A 20,144-nucleotide genomic window follows, 5' to 3' on the forward strand; every position below is an offset into this window, starting at 1 on the left:
TATGTTATTTAAAAATTATATGCACTGGTTAGTTCTGGTAATATCTCTTTGTGGGTTTTCACAGAAAGGAGAAAACATTAAGTTAAGTAAGAATCCTTTTTCTGACGAGAATCATGTTTTGGTCTATCGATTTGATGATAGCTATAAAGAAGATATTCATCTACCATCTATTTACGGTTCAGAAGCCCAAATAGCGGTATATGCAAAACCTTTTCTAACAGTTAAAAATTTTAAATCATTAGAAGTATTTAAAAATAAAAAAACCTATGATATCAAGATAAAAATGGATGCTAAGGGTAAAGCTTTGCTGGATTTGTATACTACCGATGTTACAGATCGATCTATTGCTTATGTTTTTAATGATACCATTTATCATGTGCATAAGATCACGACACCCATGCTAGATGGAAACTATAAAATATCAGGGCTAACAGCTTTTCAAAAGGATCATATAGTAGCATATTATAAAAGTCTTCCTGGCACAGCGTTACAGCAGTCTTTTTATAAAGCGCTAAAAGAAAAAGATATGAATAAAGCTGACTCATTAGTCAAATCTGGAGCATTAGTTGTTGGAGGAAGAGATCAAGGGTTACTTATAGATAGCTATAGAAAGAAAGATACATTGATTATTGATTTTCTTAAAAAGCATGATTTTAAACCAAAGTCAAAAAGTATTTATCAGGCGATGGACTATGGAGATCTGGAATATATGACTACGCATTTTAAGAAATTAAAAGGTACTGCGGATTTTCAAAAACAACTCAATTACAAATTATTTTCTGCAGTTAAGGAGAATAGATTGCCTGTAGTGAAGCTTTTAATTGACTTAGGAGCAGATCCACACTATAAAGAGGATGAGTTGATTTATTATGCAGCTTCTATGAACGATTGTGATATTATTGAATATTTGATGACTCTGGATATTAAAAAGAAAAACAAAAATGAAATCATGGGCTATGCTGCTTATGATAATGATATTTCTATACTGGATTGTCTTTTAGAAAAAGAAGGGTTTGATATCAATGGAGTAGTTCATAATAATGCTTCTGTATTACACTTGGTGTTGTATTATGATATGCATCAAGAGTATATAAATCCACATCAAAATTCCGTTCAGAGAATACCTTTGCTAATCGATCGTGGTGCAGATGTAATGCGCAAGGATGAGGATGGTAATACAGTACTCCATATGTTAGCAAAAAATATAGGTAGGTACATGAGGAACGATCATAATTATTCATTTTTTGATAGAGACAGAATACAAAATTCTATTGTTTCTGTAGCAAAAAAAATCATTGCCGAAGGAGTACATCCAAATGAAAAAAATAATGAAGGATTCACCGCTTTGACATATGCGAAAACTCTTGAAATTTCCAATAAAGAAATGTATAGTAATTATGGGTATACAACTGATAAGTTGGTGGCGTACTTAGAAACGTTACAATAGTATCATTGCCATTACTGATTCTTAATCATTAGTTTTGACGGATAACTCATAGTTGCGTGCTACGGTGGCATAACCGATAGGTTGATATATAGTGATAGCTGCTATTTTTTCTTTAAAGTTATAGATGTATGATAAATTAAACTTTTCAGAAGAAAATGCATTCATTAATAAAAAGCATTGATTAGGAGTGATATCCTTTTTGGGGATTCCATAAATCGTATCACTTTTAGTAGGAAGAAAATCATATTGAACACTTCTTGGAAAAATCCGTTCCTTTTGATCATTGTAATATTCTACATAAGTTTGATCCTTGACGCTGATGCTGTTATCTTTCCAGTCAAATATTTTAGTGGTTAACTTTTCATCTGTATTACCAGCATACTCATCAATGAGGTATTTGTTTTGTTCAATCCCATAAGGCATTGATAACTCACAGTCATACTTGATTTTTATATCTCTGGGAAGGTCGCAATATATGATTGATGCTTCAGTATGATCGCTCCAATCGTTAGCGTAGAGGTATATAGGTTCCTTGTCAACATCGATTTTTTGATCAAAAAATGTAGAGTCCCGTATAATTCCTTTAATATGCCTGGGATACAGGCGAACCCCTTTGGTAAACTGTTTGGTTGTAGCTGATATATATCCGCAACCTCGAGTATGACTTTTAATTGTTAAGAAAGGGGTAATACTATCAAGTCTTTCTAATGCTTTTTCTTTTGTAGCAACGGTAAGTTCTTCATAGCTTTTTTGTTCTTGATCCTTTTTTGGCTGAGACACACTATGTATTTCACCATATTGTCCACGGATAAATTCCCAATATTTATAGTTTGATTTTTGCATTCCTTTTTTATTCATGGTAGTGATGGCATATTCATCTCCCATCTCGAGAATCATTCTTGCTTTTATCGGCATGCCAGAATTAATATCCACTACCAGCATACCAGCTGCTTTGGCTTCCTTACGGTCTATGATTTCTTTATCTCTACTTCTTTGGGGAATAAAAAAAGTACTTTTGAATATAAATAAAGCTTCATCATCTTTGACTTCTATTAGTTTAGCTTCTATATTTATAGATTTGGAAGCCAGATTAAGCTGTGCCGCATTCATCATATCATTGTTAGTAAAGGTATCTCCAACCGTCATAGGTCTATCAATATAAAAAGTGCGTAAAGGAGCGTCTAGTTGTTCTACTACTTTTAAAATTTTTTGTTTATCACTTTTTCCCATTTCTGGATAATATAAGATAAATGAGGTATCCCAACCTTCAGTTTGTGTGCCTTTAAAATCAAATTTTCTGGTTAGGGGAATAGTATTAAAATAATCCTTGAGTACTCGTTTCCTGGAATAGTATTCCTGCATAAGATTAAGTGAGAATATTAATTTATTACCACTGATTATTTCTAGCTTAGAAAATGTATCTGTAGCAATAAAATTGGTCGTAGATTTTTTAAAAGCCATTTCATAAGACCCTTCAACAGTTATTTGTTGTGAGTTATATTCATCAATTTTGGTAAAGGATTGCAGGTCATATTTATAAGGGGTACTCGTATCTGGATTAAAAGGGATGGTGATTTCTTTCTTTTGAGCAAAAATGCTTACAGCATACAATAAGAGAAATAAAAAAATCGACTTTGGTAAAATTGAGGAAATAAGATGGTATTGGTTTTTCAAAATGATTGCTTTTGATATGATGTTCAAAAATAAGGATATTACTTCAATCTGAGTTCTTCAAAAAAATAGTAAACCAAGGCAAATATATATTAGTAAAATACGTAAACAGATAAAAATGTACTTTTATAGAGATATAACAAATTAGAGCGTTACCTGAGATGTTATCAACCATTCTATTATCTTAGATTTGTTGATGTATTTTTTTCTACAATTGATCTGTTAGATCATGTAATTGTAACACTGATTGTACGCTAGTTTTAAAATATGAATCAGCAAAATATCATATAAACTCTTCATTTCTTGTCTAATAGACAGCATGGGTATACGTAAATAATAAAAGAGAATGATAAGAACAATAAAATTCAGAATAATGTTGACATTAGTTGCTGTTGTAGGTTCTGCAACATTATCAGCTTGTCAAACACATACCAAAGAAGAATCAAACACTAAGAAAGCTGATCAATCGATTGACCCTCAACATAAGGATTCTATAATTTTCTCAAAACCAAGTGTCTTAAAAAACAATTATATTGGATTTGATGCTCCTAAGGCAATCAACGCTATTGCGGCTATAGAAAATGAATATTTTAATGACATACAAGATTCTTATAGTAGATATTATGGAACCGTCTGGAGACAACAAGCAGAAGTAACTTATATAGATGGTCATGCGACTAGTACGTTTGAAAAGTATCGGGAACTAGTCTCAAAAAAGGGATATAAGGTTGATAGTATGCACTGCACTATTTACGCAATAGAGGCTCTTAAAGCCGGATTAGGAAATACATTTGCCGAAGTAGAAAATCATCATAAAAGAATCTGGAGAGATCGAGAACATGCGGGTTGGAGTATTGCTCATATTCTTACAACTTATTACAATTGGAGTGCATATTTGATTATTTCTAAAGAGTCAAAAGAATATACTGTTGCAAGTAAAAATTTTAAAAAAAGCAAAAAATATGATGTATGGAAACAACCTGATATTGCATTAGAAGCTATGTTCATTCTGGAGAATGATCAGGTAAGAATTAATAGTTTACTGGCTAAACATGAATTTGGATGGGGTTTTAGTGATCAGGGGTGGCATACTTGGATTACTCGTTTTGATATGCTAAAAGAATGTAATTGGTCAGGAGCTCCTTCCAGAGAATATCAGGAATCCTGGGATAAACCACTATTTCTGAAAACTAAATTTTTAGAGTTCTATGATTATAATTCCCATATTGTTGTTTTTCCACCATTAGCATCTAGTGAGTAATATAAAATTGTTTATGAATCCTACAGATACTGCTTTTTTGAGATATACTTTTATTTTATTTTTAATAGCGATTGGTAGTTATGCACAAGAGAATTACAATACAGCTGCTATTCTAAACATAGAAGATATCACTAAAAATACTACTAAAGAAGAGTTGATTAAGCGATATGGAATCAACAACATAAAAAATGACAAAATCTGTATAGAAGAAGATATGTATGAGATAGGGACCAAGTTGTTTTGTGATAGCACAGATGAACTTTTAATTATCTGGAAAGACACTGTATCTTTTTCAAAACCTAAGCATATTTTTATTCGTAAGCAACAGACTAATTGGAGATTAAATAATAACATTACTACAGGAGTAGATTTAAAAACTTTAGAAAAATTAAATCAATCGCCTTTTTGCATAGTAGGATTCGGGTGGGGATTTTCTGGGACTGTCATTGATTGGAATGGGGGTGTATTAGAGAAAGTGTTTTCTACATATGATAGTGTTACAATTAGGTTGTCACCAGATACTAATATGATGGATATTCCAACATTATTTATAGGAGATACAGAGATCAATTCATCTCATCCTTTTATACAAACCTTGAATCCACAGGCGTATGAAATAGTACTTAGTTTTTAATCGTGTACTATTTGTTTTTAAAATTTAATATGACAGTGAATAAGCGATCATTTAAAAGAAAAAGAATAGTAAAAAAATGGTTTTCATTTTTATTACTATTCAATACTACTATTTTTTGTGTATCTGCTCAGGAATTTTCTTGTGGTAGTGAATTGAATTATTATTCAAGTGATACTCTTGGGTATGTTGCTGAGTTTAGCAATGGAAAAAAAATAGGACTATACACCTATAGGACAAATTATCAGGGAAAAGAGACCTTCTATGAGTCAGAATTTTCTCTGTATGAATGCGCAGATGATCAACTCTTTCTAAGTTCTTATACAGCTTCGGACAATTGTAGAGTTAATTTTAGAAATGACACATTGAGAATAGCAGAATTAAAAAGATTTGCTATAGGTGAAAACTGGAAGCTGGAAACCGTTGATTATCAAACGACATACTTTTTTTATATAAAGGATTCGCTTCATAAACGAACAGAAATTACGATCCCAAAATTTAATATACCGCAAGAAAAAATTGATGAATTCTATTGTAGTATAGAGCATCCATTGGATAATCAAAGAATAGAAATTAGTGAGATGATGAGTATACTACATACAAATATGAAGAAACTAGAGGTTTTATCTATATATGGAGATGAAAAAGCATACGAATTATTAAAAAAGAATAGCATACCTCCAGAAGGAGAAGAAGGATTAGGAGGAGAAACCTTAAGCGGTTACGTATTGGCAGTAAGAATTATTAATCATATTAGAACATCATCTAAGAATAAAAATTTCAAAAGATTTAGGTTATAATTTACATACTATAAGTATATATGAGAACATTTATAAAAATAATAATACCATTACTTATCGCAGGGGTTATGGGATTACAAATATACAGTTGGGTGAAAACATTAAATCATATTCCTATTGCAAATAATAAGCATATCACGTTCTTGAATATGGAAAAAAATAGTATCCATGCATCCGATGATATCAACTTTGTAAAAGAAAAGGGAATCGAGGCTTTTGAGATGTTTCAGCAGAGTCAAAGACAAAATCATCAGCTTGCTAACTTTTATTTTGTAATACTACCTATACAGACCTTACTGGTGTTTGTTGTATTGATATTGTATTTTATTAAAACCAAAGTCTACACATAATGGATACTACATTACTATGATGGATGCATATATGACAACTCCTGTTTTTTTAAGATTAACAGCTATGTTCTAAGATACTATACTTTTTAGTTTTTGTATTATTTGGTCATTTTCGAATATGTGTTCATTAGCTACAAATCTATATTCTTATCTCTAAGGTGACTATAACCACCATATTTTTGTAGTAGATCAATCAAGAATTTCATTGAATTAATACTTAAAAAAAATAATAGGATGGAACATAGTAATGACGCAGAAGAAATACAATTAGAAATTATAGAAAAAACTCCTTCTAACACACTAGAAGAACCACTTCTTTTATATAGTCAGTCTACAGCAATGGAAAGTTATGTAAAAATTCCTTTTATTCTTATTGGTGTATTTTTTTTAATTCACAACGTTTTTCTGGCAGGAAGAAGTTATGCTTATGATACTTATGAAATGATAAAGACAGTAGAGCTTTCTATTGTAGGTATTATTGTCCTGACTGTTTTTATCATGGCGGGAATTGCTATGAGCAAAAATCACAAGTTAAAGAAAAAGTTGATTGAAATAAGTCATCAATACCATATTGATATTATAAAAGTACAGGAAGAATTTAATGCATTAGCTATTCATCTATATGGAGGAAGAGGCTGTGTCATAAAGAAGAAATAACTAAACAATTGTATATATTTAGACATATATAATATGTAATCAGTAAACTCAAATTTGTTTTCTAGTGTAATAGAAATATAATATGAGGTATCTTTATATATCAAAAAATGAATAGTATAATCAAAACACAATTAAATGAGAAGAGTAATAGTATGTATAGCAGTCTTTAGTTTATTGCTTTCGTGTAAGGAGAATAATGATAGTAAAGGTTCAGATCGGGAGACCATAGAGGATCAAAAAACTACTATAGAATCATCAAATGATGATACAGAAGAATCGATACCACAAAAAGCAGAAGAAGATATTCCAGAAAAAGCAGTAACAGATGCTACAGGAGTAAGGGCAACTGTTACAGAGAAACAATTAGAAAGTACGGTACTGGATTTTCAAAATTGTAAATCAGTGAGTGAAAAACGTTCTGATTGTAGAAATAAGATTACCTCGTTTATGGGTAAGGTTTATAAAGCAAATGAATTTAAAGATCGTGATCAGAATTATATGATATATGATAGTATACAACCAATTGTAACCAGATCACGATCATGGAGTAATATAGGATCAGCAACAGACCAAAATGCTATTGATACTGCGCAGGAGCATGCTAATAATGGGGGACTTGCCATTATTATTGATACCTCGCAATCCTATGGGCATGTAGTTGTGGTACAGTCTGGAACAACTAAAAAATCCAGATCATGGGGATTACACTTACCTCTGGTAGTATCCCTGGCTAATCATAAACCTTCTAAATCATTCTATAATAAATCCATGGCGTATGCTTTTCAGAAAAGTGAAGACTTACAGGTGTATATTAGGAAATAGAGTGGAGGATATTATATTTTAATACAAAGTTTTATATAAAAAGTATGAAGTACATAGTAAGGAAAGAGTTTGTAATATCTCTGGATAGGAGTTTAGTTTTCCTTTAGCTGGATAGGATGAGATGAGTAAAAAATCATGTTCAATTTTTATTGAAAAGGAGAAATAGAGTTTAGTATATATTACAAAAAAGGAATAAATAGAACATACTTATGAAAAAATTATATCAATTATCTATTCCAAATCCATGTCATGAAAACTGGCAATCGATGACAGCTAATGAAAAAGGGCGATTCTGTAATGCTTGCGCAACTACAGTTGTGGATTTTACAGGGATGCCGGCTGCAGCGGTTAAAGACTATTTGATACAGCATAAGGAAGAGAAAATTTGTGGCCGATTTGATCCGCAAACTTTGGATTCCATAAACCTATCGATATCTATGGAGGTAGTCCAAAAAAAATATTCATTCAGACGATCTTTTTTACTGGCTTTGTTGATTACTATGGGTACTACTTTAGTCAATTGTACCAATACAAAGGGACAACAACAGAAAATTGAAAGCGTGGAAATTGTGAATGCGGATTTACAAGAAAAGGAAACGATAGAAATTGATACAAATAAAAGAAGTCAGGTTGACTTCAATAAAATAAAAGATAAAAAAGCGTGCAAAGATACGACTGCTACGCACATTGAAGAACCTCCACCACCTCATCTAGCCACAATATCCCAGCCAGAGCGGGTGCGTTTAATAGGAGAACCTGCATTAAGAATTACTACGGGGATTCCTGCGATCCAACCTGATGTAGCAACTAATGGATCATCAGCACATAATGTTCCCCATATTTCAGAATCCCGATTCATGGCAATGCTTCATTTAGTAGGAGAGGGAAAGGCAGATGTTCAGAGTTTTAAGTCTTATCTCTGCGATGAGTTGGATTTACCAGTGTCAGTAAATGAAAAAGTAATAACGTTTATAGATTTTTGTGCTAACATACAAGGGAAAGCTATCCAAATAAATGAATTAGAGATTAGTAGAGATGCAGAGCATTGTATTCATGATATCCGGATAAAATATACACGGTTGTAATTACTTATGGAATTAACGGATTAAATAGTACTACTATTCACCAAAGAACATTATGGCTATGGTACAAAGAGAAATAGCAATTGGAAATGCTAAAATCAGAAAGGCAATGTTTTTTGTACTGGAAGATTTAGTAGAAATGCCTGTTATCAATAATACAAAACCCACAATGAGAGAAGCTATAAAAATGATAATGACAATAGCGGCAATCATAAAAATCAATATATTTTCAAACATACTATTCTTTTAAGTTTGCTTTAATTCTATATACAATCAATAACCCAAAGGTAAAAGTTGTGAGCACACCCGTTACTAAAATACTCAGCAGCGTTACGATTAAAGCTATAAAATAATGCTCCCTGACGTAGTTTATTTCCAGTTGATCCGCACTAAAGTCCGGATGACCAAATAGTAGAAATGATAAATACGCGACAAACCAAATTAAAATATCAACACTAAACGAAAAACTAGAAGACGCATTTAATAAATTTGCTTTTTTCCTCAAATCTTTTTCTGCAATAGTTCCAAAATAATATAAACCACCAATAAATGCTAACGTCATAAGGATAGCATTTATGGGAAACGTTGCGAAGAATAAAAATATCATAAAAAATAGGTAAATCAATGATTCTGATTTCAGCAAAGGTAGTATGGCCATAAAAACTACAAAACAGAGTACTCCATATTTTAGGGCAATCATACCTCCTTTATGATATTTTGGCTTATTAATAGTATTATTTATCATCGGTAATACAGTAAGAGTATGTTTTAGTCAATAGCATTCCCCTGAGATTTTTGTCTCGCATATAGTGTATAGCATCAGGATATTTAGATTCAATAATCAGTAAAAAAAGTCTTGTTTCTTATATCTGACACCTCTGGGGCGATGTCATGCATTCAATATGTTCTTGTTAATATACACATTTCATAAGTAATATAGGATAAAGAATCAAAAGCTTGATTAAAATGAGATAGGAAGGAATGTGCAGGTATAGGGCAAATATGTATTGACTAAAAGCAAATATGTATCCTGAGATCCAAAATATCATGATAGCAGCTATCTTTATGATATCAATAATTAAAGATTTCAACCATGAAAAAGTTACTCTTATTTTTTGTACTGTTTATTTGTATGCAATCCTTTACAGAACCAGTCCCAAATTCTTATGGACAAACGGTTTTTGAAGCATTTCAATCAAAAAATCTACAATCTATAGGTATGGTTCCTATCGATAAACTTCAGGGATTGCTTCAAATTATAGAGCCCCAGGAAACTCCAGAAAATATACAGAAATTGTATCCTGAATATCGTAAGGGTATACAACAAAATAAAGAGTATCTTTCTGATTTACTTACAGAAGGAGAGCAACAGGGGATTGAATGGAGTACTATAACATTAGAAGGTATTGAGGTGGTAGATATGCCGGATTCTATATTTAACGTCTCTAATATGGTACTGCATCGATCTATTGAAGTAACGATTAGTAGTAAAGAACAACAGTTTGTAATTAAAATTGTGAATGCAATCCGATATGATGGTAACTGGTATCTGGGAGGAAATTCTGTGGGGGGTCTTATTCTGGAGAAAATTTAAAAGTAATTGATGCCCTGATGAATTAGATTGTAGGAGCAGGTAGCAGTATAAAACAATAACGATTTTTAAAAAACATGAATATATTAAAAAACATAATTTTCTTCTTGTTTACCATGTCTGCACTTCTGTTGCACGCCCAGGATAAAACGAAACTATTAGATTGGATCAAGATAGACGACGGATTGCATTTAGCAACCTATCCATCCCCAAAAAAATCTATTATGGGGGATCATATAATTACTGTGCTAAAGATAGATCCCACTAAATATGATTTTAACCTTTTTAGCGCAAAAGAATCGGGAGAGCATACCAGAATAGCTAGTCAATGGGCGGTAGATAAACAACAAATTGCAGTGATTAATGCAGGAATGTATCAGATGGATCATGCTACAAATTTGGGCTATATGCAAGATTATGATTTTATAAATAATAATAACATAAATAAGGATAATACGGTGCTGGCATGTAACAGAAAAGATACTACAGTACCCGAGTTTCAGATTATAGATCGGACCTGTCAGGATTGGGAAACCTTAAAGAATAAATATAATACATTCAGCCAATCTATAAGAATGGTGGATTGTAATCAGAAAAACAGATGGAGTCAGCAAAATAAAAGATGGAGTATGGTGGTCATTGGCAAAGATATAGATGGTAATGCGCTGTTTATAATATCCCGATCTCCATATACCGTGCATGATTTTGTAGATATTTTGTTGCAATCTCCGCTAAAATTATATAACCTCATGTATCTGGAAGGCGGACCCGAAGCGTCTTTTTATCTAAATTATAAAGGTGTCAAAAAAGCTGTGATAGGGAGTTATGAAACCGGATTTAATGAATATGATGATAATGATCAATTTTGGAAGATTCCTAATGTGATTGGGATAAGTAAAAAATAATTTGTTTGTTTTTAATTAATTTTACCAGAAATCCGCTGGATTTATAAGTGCTAGGTGAAATAAAATAACAATTGCAGCTACACTTTTTTATGTGTAATTTTCTACCTAATGAACGCTATTAGTTTCTTGTAAAAGCAGGATCTAAAAAGGGTGAAAGGAAACATAACTTTTTAGAAAATTGATTGAATTTTAAAAAATGAGAACTATTTATTCGTTAATGGTATTACTACATTTGAGTAATTGTAATTCAACAAAAAGGCATATATAACCAAAATAGATAACCTTAAAAACTTTACTAATGGCCTAAATAAGCTATTTAGAATACAATTATATTTCTAGGATATTGTAATGTCCCACTCAAAAACCTGAGCTTGGGTGTCAATCTTATAAGCAGGTTTATTCTTTTTAGAGGCTTGTGGAACGGTTACCATTATTGTAACACGTTATTATCTTTCAGATTCTATTCGTTTCAATAATCCGCCACCTAGTAAATCAGTAAAGATTCCTTTGCTTGTATCTCTATTGTGTAGATAGTCATAAAAAGAACCTTCGCTCTTTTTACCATTTCCTAAATAATATCCTATGAATTGACTTGGTTTATACTTAAAATCGCCTATTTCTATCCAGCACAAATAATAGTTGGAGCCAGTTTTATTAAGTGGTCCACAAAATTCACCACACCATTTTCCGTTGTATAATCGACAAATTGTTTCTCCAACATATGCAGTCAAAAGTGATTCAATAATTGTCTGTGTATATTCACTCAGATTTGAATTCTCTTCAAGAAATCTATCGACTTCTTTTTCCAGGCTTTCTAGACTGAAATCAAATTTAAATCCATACCTAATTTGAATGCTTGAAAAGTACTCAGCAATTTCATTGGGATTTCTTTGATTTAGAATTTCGTTCATCTAATATTCGCTAATATACATAGTTATGAATGCTAACGTTAAATATAAATGCGGTAGTAAAACAACAAACTATTTATTTTTCGATTTTTCTTCGTATTGGTTGTTAAATATCACTTTTTACAGGCATTACGACTTACCAAAAATACAACAACTATTGGATTTATTCCTTAGTTGTTATGACATCATATATAGTGTGGCTGTTGCACGACCTAACATTCTGATAGATCATTCATTTTTAAGGTTATGATCATTTATAAGATATCGATATCCAGTATCAATTTTCATTAAAATAACTAAAAATCATATTTAATTATGGAAAAGGATAGTTATGCAAAAGTTGCTATTGTTAGCACAAGTCTATTTCATACTAAGTATAATGTCATTTACATCTCCAAGATTTATACTTTTAGCAATAATCCTTGATATTTTATTAACGTCAAATATTTCATCAACTTTGTTAACCAAATGAATCACATAGTCAATCGATACTATTTCGTCCTTTGATAAAAAGAAATAGAACTTATTCGAATATTCATATCCAATTAGATTTGTGTATCTAAAATCATTGTATATTTCTTTAATTGTTTCTCGATAAATAATTTTCTTTCCATCTAATTCAGTAGTTCCTTGAATTTCTTTTTCTTTATTAAAATTATCTTCGATGATAGAAATAACCTCTAAATCCATTATATCAGTGATATCGTTAATTTTATTGGTTTTTGGGTTTATTACGTTAGGGCTAACAGATATTTTCTTTATTATTTTTTTATCATCGATACTCAAAGTATCAATAAGAGAAATTCGTCTATCATTTTTTTTAGATACCGTAAAATCACTTTTAGCTTTAAAACTTAGATTTTGAATTTCTAATTTTTGAACTTGAGAGTAATTTATTGAATAAATAACATAATTAGTGTAAAGATTTTCAGATGCATAATTTTTGCTAATGTTTAGCTATGCGTAGTGGGGGAGCAAAATATCACAGATTTTCGATCTTGCACCTAGCTAAAGTTTATGTTTTGTTTTTATATTTTCTAAAATACTAAATTTAAATTTTTGGCGACAAACCAAATAAGTAATAGCCTTATGATTAAACCTTAACCCGTATTATCGCATAGGTGTTGTTACCACACGTTTTTTAAGCTAATTCCTCTGAAACTATTTCTATTTTATTTCCATTCTTGTCAATAGTCCAGATTTGTAATGTGTCAAATCCATTGCGTTTTACATTTTCGAAATCAACCTTCTTTTCGTTTATTAGTTCTATTTGTCCATTTGAGTCAACATCTTCTCTAAATTCATCTTTATAATCTATTCCGTTATATGTCGATATAATCAATTCAAATTTGCTGTTTCCTTCTTCGTCTTTGTATGTTTTGTCAGCAATTCTATTATTTATTTGTTCGTCAGAATATTTGTCACAAAACATAGCGTTATATCCGTGATTACATCCGTCAAACAATAAATATTCGCTTTTATCATTTATATCAATTGCAATAATTTTAGCAGGAGCAAAGTCGGTTCCTTCTATTAAGTTTTTATAGTCAGAGTGAAGTTGTCCATAATACTTGATTTCAAAAAATGTCTGTCCAGTTTTTGATTTAAGTTTTCGTCTCCATTCGTGCGAATGTAATTCCTTAGGATTGGAAATATGTTCAACATTTTCTTCAAGAAAAGTTGGTCCTAAAACTCCATTATCAGTCGCATGATTTGAGTTTTTTTTCTCTTTTTTAAAGATGTCAAATATTCCCATTCTTATTTTTTTCTAATGTGTGGTAACGTTTAGCTATGCTTAGTGCTGGAGTAGAAACTCACTGGTTTCCGATCCAGCACTAAGCCAAAGTTTATGTTTTGTTTTTATATTTTCTAAAATACTAAATTTAATACTTTGGCGACAAACCAAATAGACAAATGCCTTTCGATTAAACCTAAACACCGTATTATTACATTAGGTGTTGTTACCAGTAGTTTTTATTCCCAAAACTTCCACCAATTTTTAATTCGAGTTTTATTTTCATAAGATTCGGCATATCCCTTATGATTCAATACGAGTTTTGCGTGGTGAGCTACTAAAAAATATTTATGGTCAGTGAATTTGTTAATAAGGTTATTAATTCTTTCGCTTTTGAATTTTATCAAATCATGAAAAATTGGACCTTGAACTTCATATATAAATTCTAGTTTTCCAAATTCGCGATAAGCAACTTGTTCCATTTCTTTATCGCCATTCTTTATCTCATTAATGAAACTTGCCCAAGTTATTTTATTAAATGGGTCTTTTATTAGTTCCAGTTTTTCTAACATGACTGGTATAGAATCTAAGGATTCCAATTTGATAAGTGTTTGAGGTATTAAAGTATCATTACTTGTTTTAAGCATATCTATTAATTGCTCCTCAACAATTTTTAATTCCTCTTTGCTTAGTTTAGAGAGAATTTCATCATTATTAAACCATTCCCTGTCTTTCCCATCAGGTCTTATTATAGGTGGTATAATTTGTTTTAATAATTTTTCGTTTATCTCCATTTTTCGCAGTAAGCACAGCATTAAATATATGGTATTTAGAGCAGAAGGCAAACGGTTAATTTTGGTCTTGCACTAAGCTACACTTTTTTATTTTGATTTATCTCTTTATCATAAAGTCAAATCAAAAGATTTGCCAACGTATTAAATAAACACAGACTTTTTGAACTAACACAAACCAGCCCTATTTGATATATAAGGTGCTATACTTAGTGTTTTATTCTGTTTGTGACATTGTTCTGCGTTTTGTTAAGCACTTATGGCATTATTTCTCGATACTATATTTTTATAATCTATTATGAACGCAATTCCATCCTGACCTTATTTACTTTTGATGTTAATAACATTTCCATCATAAATATACGCTCCATCGTAAAGATTCAACCCTTTTAAAGTGCCAAACCAAATATTTCCGTTATCAGCTTCTAAAATACCAAAAATCATTCCTTTATTGGCTTCATATTCTGATTCTATTTCAGTAGCAGTTGGCTTTTTATTAGACAATGACTCTTCATCATAACGGGAAAGCAGCCACCTTTGGTCTTTAAACCTTTGAGAACTAGTCCAAATGTTGCCATTTTTATCTTCGTAGATATACCCAATAAAATTTTGTGTAAAATTTGTAAATGTACGACCGTTATAACTCCAAAGCCCGTCATTTCCTCCGAGCCAAATATTTCCTTTTTTATCTTCAATTATTTTACAAACATTCTTGAAAGGTTTGTCATTATGGGTAATAATGGTAAATGTTTTTCCATCATAAACGAATGCACTACCCTTAGTACCAAACCATAATTTTCCGGTTTTGTCTTCAATAATAGAATTAATGTTATTATTAGGAAGTGCTCCTTTGATTGTAAAGTTTTGAAAAGATTCCCCGTTGTATTTGCTTACTCCGCCTTCAGTACCGAACCAAATGTTATCGCTTTTATCTTCATAAATATCAGTAACCCGGTCATTGGCAAGTCCGTCCATTGTTGTGAAATTTTGAAAGGATTTCCCATCGTAGTAATAAACCCCTGAACCAATAGAACTAAACCAAAAATTTCCTTTTCTATCTTCTAAAACAGAAAAAAAACGAGCTGAACTTACTTTACTTGTAATATTGGTAAACGATTTTCCATCATATCGAAAAACACCGTCAAATGCAGCAATCCAAATATTACCCTTACTATCCTGTATTATATTACGAGTGATATGGTTAGGCAAAGTGGAAGTGGTTACATCTTCGATTTCTGGCTTAAGGATAGTGTTTTTTGACAGGTTAATTTTGCCTTTTTCTTTACAAGAAATGAAAAAAACAAGCATTAATATTACAGCAAATAATTTTATATTTTTTTTCATTTTTAGATATTAAGAACAATGTTGCTTGTAAGTTGCGTTTGCCTGCCGAAGGTGGCATATGGAATCTAACAACAATGTTGGCAATAGTTTTTATTTTCCAAAAAGTTTTTTCCAGAATCCTTTTTTCTCTTTTTTTGGTTCAATATTAGTTACTTTATATTCGGCTTTTGATGATATTTCACCTGTCTTAAATTTTGTTTTTTTTCGATTTCTGCAATTTGTTCCATTGCAGTTTGTTGATAAAGCATTGCTCCTTCTGGGTCGCAATTAAATAAATTCGAATAACAAGATGAATTATTCAAATCCATAGGATTTGGTTCAATAACTTCGGTTGCTTCTAGAAGTCCTAATTCATTTTCTTTAGCAAAGTTTAGAGCTTTTAAAAATACTTTAATTCTATTATGAGAGAATACCTCATCTAATTCTTTTTTAACTTCAGAATTCTTTTCATATTCGTTTAGTAATTCAACTACTTTGTTTTTAGGGATATAAACTCCTGAACAGTAATTCTCGATAATTTGATTGTATACGTTTTTGGTCAATTTTTCACTTGAAACTATTTTATCCCATTTTTTGTAATATTCTTTAAATAATTGGTTTTCCGAAAACGATAGGGCAGAACCTCTAGTATAAAAAAACTTTTGAAAAAATCCTTGTACTACTGCAATATAATACCCGTGACTTTTATCGAAAATATCATCTGTTTTAGTTTCTAAACCAACATTTATGGTTTCCTTATATTTTTCTTTATAGAAATCTTCAATTTTGTTTTCAGTCGATAATTTTTCAATCAACTCTTGATTGTCTAATACATCAAAATACCATTCATTTATTTGTTCTTCAGATATTGGATGATAGCTTATATCCCAACCCATATTTATTTAGTTTTTCTTGTGTTTAACGTACCTAATTGTAGCTAACGTGATTGTGTATGGTTAGTTGCGTAGTTAAGCACCTAATTTAGCAAATAAATCACAGATAGAATATTCCGCAGGAATGTTCGTAAGTCGTCAGTGATCTAGCAATTAATTATACACGGCAACCGTTTTTATTTCCAACCTTTGATGTTTGAAAATGTCTCATAATCACAACCTGTCTCATATTCCAACTCTCTATTCATTCGCTTTTCATAGGCTTCTTCAGCGATATACAATAAAGGTTCAAAGTCTCCATCTTTTGGCATTTCTTTTGGGTTTTTCAAGACACTTTTAAAGTATTCCTTGCCATTAGCAATAACACAACATCTTACATAAAGAAAGTTATCGACGGAGAAATAAGAATCATCTTCTTTGTATGAGTATTCTCCAATATTTTGAGCGTTTTTTTTGGTGTCCAATATATAAAGTTTGTAGCTTAGATTTTCTTTAAACTGTTTTATTTCACTAACTTTTTTCTTTGATAAGAATTCTATTGCGGGTTTCATTCTTTCTTGGTCACCTTCTTCTGTCCAGTCGATTTTTTCAATTACTTCCCAAAATAGATTGTCGTCTAACATTTTTTTAGGTTTCATAGACCGCTTTCTGTACTCCTCTCTAGCTACACGAGCTTTTTCATTTTCTATTTCTACTTCTTTTCTAAACTCTTCTTTTTCATTAATCCAACGCCATTCGAGAAAAGCTGTTTTACCAAAGTCAGATTCCATTAGACCTACCAAAGGAAAGCCTCCTTTTAAGCCACTTCTTCCATCTCCCAATTTGAAGTTAATACTTTTTTCGAATGTTGTCATTGGCTTATTACCAAGATATTCAAACTTGCTTAAATCATTGTATTTTGGATTATTGGTGTAAAAATTAATTGAATATTGATTTGAGAAGAAAAATCTATCGCAACAAAGAACTTGATTTAGTCTTTCATCATCTAATTCCGGTTTTTTCTTATCCATATAATTCAGGACACCGAGCATTATTAAATCTCCATCTATCTCTTCGAAGAATGACTTTCCAATTTTAATTACTTTAAATGCTCCAAAAAAAGCTCTCTCCAGTTCGGTTATGAATATGTCTCCTTCCTTTACGATCATTTTTTATGTTTGCCAATGGACTTCTGCATGAAACGTAGCGTGTAAAAAGACACTAACTTTTCGGATTAACACAGAGCCGAATTTTTATATTTTGTTTTTAACTTTTCTCTTTTTTAAAAGCCAAATTAAAAATTTGGAGGACTTTCTAAATATACATAAACTTTCAGTTAAACACTTATTAGCTATGTTTTATAGGACACCGTATTGTGTGTAGTTTTATTTTTTTCTTGCTAAATTTCGTAAACTAATCAATGTTTGTTCAGCATCCTTATTTTTAAATGAAAGCAAGGATTTTGAATTTACAATTAAATATTTTTCAACTGTATTGTCATCATTTTTCATTTCTACAGTTATATATTTCGTTCTTTTCAATTGAAAAGATTCTGGATATCCAATTCTATCAAAAGAATATGATTTAGATGGTTTGAATTTCTTTTTAAGTACAATTTTATCTCCTATGATTTTGGCATCACATACATATAGAAATTGATAGATTAAAAATCCAACCAGAGCAATATAAACTATTCCGCCAATTACCATTCCAATATGAAATTTCTGTTCTTTTAAAACGAAAATTAGAACCGGAGTCATTAGAAGTACTAATAAACTTCCTCCGTATAGCCCAACATTAGTCCAATTAGATGATAATTTAATTTCTTTTTGATTATTCATATTGATTTTATTTACACACAACGCTAAATATATGAATCGGAGCAAGGCAAGCAAGCATGAACCAATTGATCTATCTGCGCATTTTTATTTCTTGTTTAACTTATAAAAATCTAGCGCAATTGCAAAAAGGAAATGACCTTTCGATCTACTACTAAATTTTGCTCTGATTTCAAATATGATATTATCAGTTTTTTACCTATCGAAATATAAGTACTTCTTTGAATTTAAAATGATTCCAATCACCTTTTTGTACTAGCTTAAATTGTGGTAACTTTTCCAAAGTCCATTCTCTAACATCTTGACCTCTTATTAACCCTAATTCATTGATAGTTGCAACTTCTACAAATTTCATGAACCCTTCGAGATAACTGAAATCATTATCTTTGTAAGAATATCTAGAGAAGAAGTCTTCTTTACAATTCGATAATATCTCAGTGTCTTCAATAGAAATCCAACTAACAATTCCATTTCCATCCGAACAGAAGAAATTGTCATAATTTTCAAGGATACACAAAATTTCATAACCAACAGAGTTACGTTTTGGATCTAAATTACTCAATAGGCCATATTTGCTACAGGCGATATAAGGAGAAAAATCTGAGCAATATTTAAAAATGTAATACTCAAAAAATGCATTGAATTCATAATAGTATTGATTCTCATTCAGATACTTTCTTTGATCATCCCAAGACCTTATATTATTATATATTTTATGATATGTAAAACTTAAATCAAACTGATTTGATATTTCTATTATTTTAGATATAGAAATATCAATTATTTTTATTAATTCATACCGTTCTAGTTTGGATATACCTCCAGTTCTATATGAGCTTAAAAATTCAACATAATCCTTGTCTAAGCATCCTTTTTCACCTCGTAAAGTGGGAGTTATATCATTGTAGAATTTTTTAACATCAAATAAGTGTAAAGTATTCCATCTTCCCATTTTACATAATTTAATATTGTTGTTAACGGCTAGGCTATTGTTAGTATGGAACTAAAATACACTTAATTTCGAGTTAAGCACTTAGCCAAAACTTTTTATTTTGTTTTAATTTTTTCATTTTTAAAGCTAAATCAAAAGATTTGGCGGACTCTAAAAAATACACTAAACTTTGGATTAAACACTAAACCCCGTATTAATTATAGCCCTTGTTAGTGGTAGTATTATGTTCTTTTTTTATTATACAAATCAGCAATGTCTGTCCAATCATCTTTCCATTTTTTTTCAAAATAAACATAAACTTTACTTAAGTCAGAATTTTCCTGAGTTCTCCATTCATCCCAATCATCTTCATCCCAATCATTTCTTTCATCATATAGAGTTAATGAGGCTGTCTAAAAAGGCAGTCTTTTTTTTGTATAAAATTTCGGTTATTTGTAAATTTAGATTATGAGTCGCAAAGTAATCTTCAAGACTTACGATCAAGATCAGTTAAGTCTTTTACCACCTA

The 20,144-nt window shown here is 30.8% G+C and carries 22 protein-coding genes; 11 read left to right on the forward strand and 11 right to left on the reverse strand.

The genetic code is table 11. The features are described from left to right. Nucleotide 1 precedes the first annotated feature (1 nt). Nucleotides 2-1,447: an ankyrin repeat domain-containing protein gene (locus ABD816_RS17285; RefSeq protein ID WP_344929530.1), complete on the forward strand. Its 1,446-nt coding sequence runs from the start codon at nt 2-4 to the stop codon at nt 1,445-1,447. A 21-nt stretch (nt 1,448-1,468) separates the two neighbouring features. Here ABD816_RS17285 and ABD816_RS17290 read toward each other — a convergent pair whose 3' ends face one another. Continuing rightward, on the reverse strand, nt 1,469-3,121 hold the full coding sequence (locus tag ABD816_RS17290; RefSeq protein ID WP_344929532.1) for a hypothetical protein: 1,653 nt from the start codon (nt 3,119-3,121) through the stop codon (nt 1,469-1,471). 343 nt (nt 3,122-3,464) lie between these two features. Between ABD816_RS17290 and ABD816_RS17295 the strand changes: the two genes are divergently transcribed. From ABD816_RS17295 to ABD816_RS17330, 8 genes are all read left to right on the forward strand, one after another. Continuing rightward, complete coding sequence (locus tag ABD816_RS17295) at nt 3,465-4,379, forward strand: hypothetical protein (RefSeq protein WP_344929533.1); 915 nt, start codon at nt 3,465-3,467, stop codon at nt 4,377-4,379. Nucleotides 4,380-4,392: 13 nt separating this feature from the next. Next, nucleotides 4,393-5,013 carry a hypothetical protein gene (locus ABD816_RS17300; protein WP_344929534.1) on the forward strand — a complete coding sequence of 207 codons (621 nt, stop codon included), beginning with the start codon at nt 4,393-4,395 and terminating at the stop codon, nt 5,011-5,013. 35 nt (nt 5,014-5,048) lie between these two features. Further along, a complete protein-coding gene (locus ABD816_RS17305; protein WP_344929536.1) occupies nt 5,049-5,810 on the forward strand; it encodes a hypothetical protein in 762 nt (253 codons plus the stop codon). Between the two features lie 20 nt (nt 5,811-5,830). Next, nucleotides 5,831-6,160: a hypothetical protein gene (locus ABD816_RS17310; RefSeq protein ID WP_344929538.1), complete on the forward strand. Its 330-nt coding sequence runs from the start codon at nt 5,831-5,833 to the stop codon at nt 6,158-6,160. A gap of 234 nt (nt 6,161-6,394) precedes the next feature. Next, nucleotides 6,395-6,817 carry a hypothetical protein gene (locus ABD816_RS17315; protein ID WP_344929539.1) on the forward strand — a complete coding sequence of 141 codons (423 nt, stop codon included), beginning with the start codon at nt 6,395-6,397 and terminating at the stop codon, nt 6,815-6,817. Nucleotides 6,818-6,952: 135 nt separating this feature from the next. Continuing rightward, entirely contained in the window at nt 6,953-7,639 is a 687-nt protein-coding gene (locus ABD816_RS17320; RefSeq protein ID WP_344929541.1) for a hypothetical protein, read from the forward strand. Between the two features lie 209 nt (nt 7,640-7,848). Next, on the forward strand, nt 7,849-8,724 hold the full coding sequence (locus tag ABD816_RS17325) for a hypothetical protein (protein ID WP_344929542.1): 876 nt from the start codon (nt 7,849-7,851) through the stop codon (nt 8,722-8,724). A gap of 58 nt (nt 8,725-8,782) precedes the next feature. Beyond that, nucleotides 8,783-8,971, forward strand: coding sequence for a hypothetical protein (locus ABD816_RS17330; protein ID WP_344929543.1), 189 nt, complete (start codon nt 8,783-8,785; stop codon nt 8,969-8,971). On the opposite strand, the gene ABD816_RS17335 is transcribed toward ABD816_RS17330, so the two are convergent. Then, nucleotides 8,960-9,466, reverse strand: coding sequence for a hypothetical protein (locus tag ABD816_RS17335; protein ID WP_344929544.1), 507 nt, complete (start codon nt 9,464-9,466; stop codon nt 8,960-8,962). The genes ABD816_RS17330 and ABD816_RS17335 overlap by 12 nt on opposite strands. 348 nt (nt 9,467-9,814) lie before the next feature. Here ABD816_RS17335 and ABD816_RS17340 point away from each other — a divergent pair, with 348 nt between their 5' ends. Together ABD816_RS17340 and ABD816_RS17345 are read left to right on the forward strand one after the other, a co-directional pair. Continuing rightward, entirely contained in the window at nt 9,815-10,315 is a 501-nt protein-coding gene (locus ABD816_RS17340; RefSeq protein WP_344929545.1) for a hypothetical protein, read from the forward strand. 74 nt (nt 10,316-10,389) lie between these two features. After that, nucleotides 10,390-11,217, forward strand: a complete 828-nt coding sequence (locus ABD816_RS17345; RefSeq protein ID WP_344929548.1) for a phosphodiester glycosidase family protein — start codon at nt 10,390-10,392, stop codon at nt 11,215-11,217. Between the two features lie 446 nt (nt 11,218-11,663). Here ABD816_RS17345 and ABD816_RS17350 read toward each other — a convergent pair whose 3' ends face one another. The 9 genes from ABD816_RS17350 to ABD816_RS17390 all read right to left on the reverse strand — a co-directional run bounded on the left by ABD816_RS17350 (nt 11,664) and on the right by ABD816_RS17390 (nt 19,636). Then, nucleotides 11,664-12,128, reverse strand: a complete 465-nt coding sequence (locus ABD816_RS17350; protein ID WP_344929549.1) for a hypothetical protein — start codon at nt 12,126-12,128, stop codon at nt 11,664-11,666. A 357-nt stretch (nt 12,129-12,485) separates the two neighbouring features. Further along, nucleotides 12,486-12,911 (reverse strand): hypothetical protein, encoded by a 426-nt coding sequence (locus tag ABD816_RS17355; protein ID WP_344929551.1) that lies wholly within the window; start codon nt 12,909-12,911, stop codon nt 12,486-12,488. Between the two features lie 355 nt (nt 12,912-13,266). Continuing rightward, nucleotides 13,267-13,881: a hypothetical protein gene (locus tag ABD816_RS17360; RefSeq protein ID WP_344929554.1), complete on the reverse strand. Its 615-nt coding sequence runs from the start codon at nt 13,879-13,881 to the stop codon at nt 13,267-13,269. Nucleotides 13,882-14,099: 218 nt separating this feature from the next. Then, a complete protein-coding gene (locus ABD816_RS17365) occupies nt 14,100-14,654 on the reverse strand; it encodes a hypothetical protein (RefSeq protein WP_344929556.1) in 555 nt (184 codons plus the stop codon). Between the two features lie 318 nt (nt 14,655-14,972). Then, nucleotides 14,973-15,995, reverse strand: a complete 1,023-nt coding sequence (locus ABD816_RS17370; protein ID WP_344929559.1) for a ligand-binding sensor domain-containing protein — start codon at nt 15,993-15,995, stop codon at nt 14,973-14,975. A gap of 149 nt (nt 15,996-16,144) precedes the next feature. After that, a complete protein-coding gene (locus ABD816_RS17375) occupies nt 16,145-16,870 on the reverse strand; it encodes a hypothetical protein (RefSeq protein ID WP_344929561.1) in 726 nt (241 codons plus the stop codon). A gap of 173 nt (nt 16,871-17,043) precedes the next feature. Next, entirely contained in the window at nt 17,044-18,015 is a 972-nt protein-coding gene (locus ABD816_RS17380; RefSeq protein ID WP_344929563.1) for a DUF4240 domain-containing protein, read from the reverse strand. Nucleotides 18,016-18,231: 216 nt separating this feature from the next. Beyond that, the gene (locus tag ABD816_RS17385) at nt 18,232-18,687 is read right to left on the reverse strand and encodes a hypothetical protein (protein WP_344929564.1); all 456 of its coding nucleotides are present in this window, start codon (nt 18,685-18,687) and stop codon (nt 18,232-18,234) included. 196 nt (nt 18,688-18,883) lie between these two features. Next, nucleotides 18,884-19,636, reverse strand: a complete 753-nt coding sequence (locus ABD816_RS17390) for a hypothetical protein (RefSeq protein ID WP_344929565.1) — start codon at nt 19,634-19,636, stop codon at nt 18,884-18,886. Nucleotides 19,637-20,144 lie beyond the last annotated feature (508 nt).

The organism is Aquimarina addita (assembly GCF_039539305.1).
Classification (GTDB): Bacteria; Bacteroidota; Bacteroidia; order Flavobacteriales; family Flavobacteriaceae; genus Aquimarina; species Aquimarina addita.